The sequence below is a fragment of the Caulobacter sp. B11 genome (genome assembly GCF_002737765.1).
Taxonomy (GTDB): Bacteria; Pseudomonadota; Alphaproteobacteria; order Caulobacterales; family Caulobacteraceae; genus Caulobacter.
The window spans coordinates 1-2,754 of record NZ_PEGG01000383.1; the positions used below are offsets into that span (position 1 = coordinate 1).

Sequence of the window (2,754 nt, forward strand, 5' to 3'; positions counted from 1 at the left end):
CTTTCATATCTTCGCCTCCTCGCAGCCAAGCGCGCTTCGCGAGGCCGCGACTAGGCGCGTAGCGAGTAACACCGTTCCTACACGACCTCGAAGGCTGAGCATGAACAGAATCCACCGGAGATATGGTTGGCAAAACACCACGAACCGATCGCCGTTGCGATCGACGGCCTGCAGATAGGTAGCGTCGCCGGTGCGCAGTTGGTGCTTGAGTCCGACCCACCGATGCTGAGCGTCGTAGCCGATAGTGGCATAGAGTCGTAGCAGGACCTGGTTGCGAGGCGTCTTCAGGCGCGCATAGAGCCCGTCGACAATCGAGTAGAGTTGCGGAATGAGTTCGCCGCGGAGATTCAGGTGTGACGATGCTTGGCCTTCGTGGGCGCGGATGTACACCCACGTTGCCGCTGTGCGCCGGAACGCCACCACTCGCGCAGCCCGGCTCCAGAACTCGAAGTCGCCGGCATAGGGCAGGGCCTGACGGAAGCCGCCCATCTGCGCGACCAAACCTGTGCGGAGGGATACGTTGGACAGGTTTCCTGGGATGCAGCCGAACAGGAAGAAAAAAAGGTCAGCCTGCGGCGGGCGTACAATCTCGGGCATCAGCGTTTCGCCAAAGCTCTTCAGGCTGCGGCCTGAGTCTCGGGGGATGGCGTTGCAGCGCATGAATCCAACCTCGACAGGCATGGTCTCCCAACAGGCAATGATTTCGCTGAGCGCACTCGGAGTCGTAAAATAATCGTCTTGGCAGAGGATCTGGCTGATCGGGGCTCTAGCTTGGTTAAAGAGGAAGTTGAGGTTGCCGAAGATGCCCAGATTGTCGCCCTGGGCGAACACTTTGATCCGTGGGTCTGTGAGGTCGGAGAGATATTTCAGCGATCCATCCGAGGAACCGTCGTCTCGGATTAACAGCTCCCAGTCGGCCAGTTCCTGATCTACGACCGATTCAACGGCCTGCCGCAGGAATGGGAGGCCGTTCCACACCGGCATGATGATCGAGATGCGGGGCTTCATCGGCCGATAGTCCTCGGAATCCTAGCTAGGCGAATTAGGGGGCGAGCGATCCGCTCGCGGGCCATCGCCGGCAAGGATCGATAGACGAGGACGCCAACCGCGGTGTGAAGAGCAATGAAGGCGGTTGCGATCGCAATGGACCATCGCGGGAACCAGCCGGCGACTAATATGGCCACGATGCAGGAAGCTGTAGCCAGCGCCGCAAGTCGCGCCAAGCAAGCTTGCCGGCCAGTTAAGATTGTTGTTGTTCATCCATCTGGCCGCGATGATCTGATAGATCACGCAAGAGCAGATTTCCGCCAACAGTAAGGCGAGCCCTGCACCCCGAAGGCCTAGCGGCCTGACCATGAGGTAAAGGCCAACCAAGGTAACAACCGCCGTGACGATTGATATGATCAGCTGGCTTCTGACCATATTGTTTCCGCGACGATAGTTGCCGCGGTCTGAGCGTAGGCGAAGACCGCCACCGACGCTGACAGTATGGCAAACAATAAAGGGTCGAAGGCAATTCGCCCGCGAGTCCAGGCCTCAAATACCCAGGGCATTATAATTTGCGCAGCCACCAGGCTAGGTGCGATCAGATAGACTACGAGCGCCCAGGTCACCGAAAGGGCAACTTCGACCCGAACCTGATCACGATCTCGCAGAAATCTCAAAAGCTCCGGCTCAAAAGGGCCCATGATCGAGCTCAGCCCCTGAAGCGCGACATTGGCTCCGGTTCGGGTCGTGGAGAAGGCGGTCATTTGGGCTACGCCAACCGCCGGTGCCAGCACTAGGCGTATTCCCTGTTGCCGCACTTGATTGAGGATATCTCGGCCGGTGACGCCAAGGGATAGGAAGGCGTTGCGCGCCGCCAGGCCAAGATCGGGCGGAGGGAACCGCGCGCCGTCTCGTCGCCACACCCTGATGAAGTCCGCCAAGAGCGGCGTGTTTATGGCTAAGGTTCCCCCGGCCAGCCAGAGGCCCGCGACGAGGATGTTCCCGCCTAAGGCGACGCCAATCAGTGGGGCGATGCTGGTGACGATTGTTGAGGCGACTCCCCACCACGCCGTTCGCGGGTAGTGGCCGAGCCGAACGATTGCTCGACCGAGGAGCCCTCCGCAAGTGCCACTGACCAACCACACGACGCCCTGAACAACTAGCAGCCTCTCTGCTTGCCCGGCCAGTTCTGGGTTGACCTGGCCCAACAACGCCTCGACGGCCCCTGTCCGGACCATTATTAATGTAGCGAGGAGGGCGAAGGCCCCCATAAGTCCGCCGGCGACCAGCGAGGACGAAAGCAATCTCCCTAGTTGGTCATTGTCCCGTGCTTTGATGAACTCGTATGAGAGGTAACTTTGGTGCCCGACGTCGAAGGCGGTCAGATAGGGCATCAAGGAACTAACGACCAGCCACACGCCATATTCAGCCGGGGACCAATAGGTCAGGAAGATAGGCACAGAAGCGATCTGAGCCAAAGTGCCAGTTCCGATGCGCGCCCAATTGGCCACGCTGCCCCAAACCCATCGTCGAGTGACGGACATCAGGCCTTGCCCGAAAGGGCGCGCTTCAGCCTACGGGCGCTGTTGAGGAATTCGCCCTTTAGATCCCAGGCGGCGTTGCCAAGCACAACTTGCAAAGGGACATCATCGATGATTTTGACCGGGAGTGCGAAGTGATTTGAAAATGTGGGTTGTTCGTTAGGGAAGCGGATGACGCATCGCCACTCCACAGGGCTCAAGGGGTGGAGATTGCGAGTGTACGGGG

Annotated in this window: 3 protein-coding genes; all 3 read right to left on the reverse strand. The window is 59.4% G+C overall.

Annotation, left to right across the window (positions count from 1 at the left end):
- Positions 1 to 3: 3 nt before the first annotated feature.
- A complete protein-coding gene (locus tag CSW58_RS13180; RefSeq protein WP_099447584.1) occupies positions 4 to 1,008 on the reverse strand; it encodes a glycosyltransferase in 1,005 nt (334 codons plus the stop codon).
- A 395-nt stretch (positions 1,009 to 1,403) separates the two neighbouring features.
- Positions 1,404 to 2,465: a hypothetical protein gene (locus CSW58_RS13185; RefSeq protein ID WP_099447585.1), complete on the reverse strand. Its 1,062-nt coding sequence runs from the start codon at positions 2,463 to 2,465 to the stop codon at positions 1,404 to 1,406.
- A 65-nt stretch (positions 2,466 to 2,530) separates the two neighbouring features.
- Positions 2,531 to 2,754, reverse strand: a 224-nt coding sequence (locus CSW58_RS15515) for a hypothetical protein (RefSeq protein ID WP_236627835.1), incomplete at its 5' end; no start/stop codon positions are given.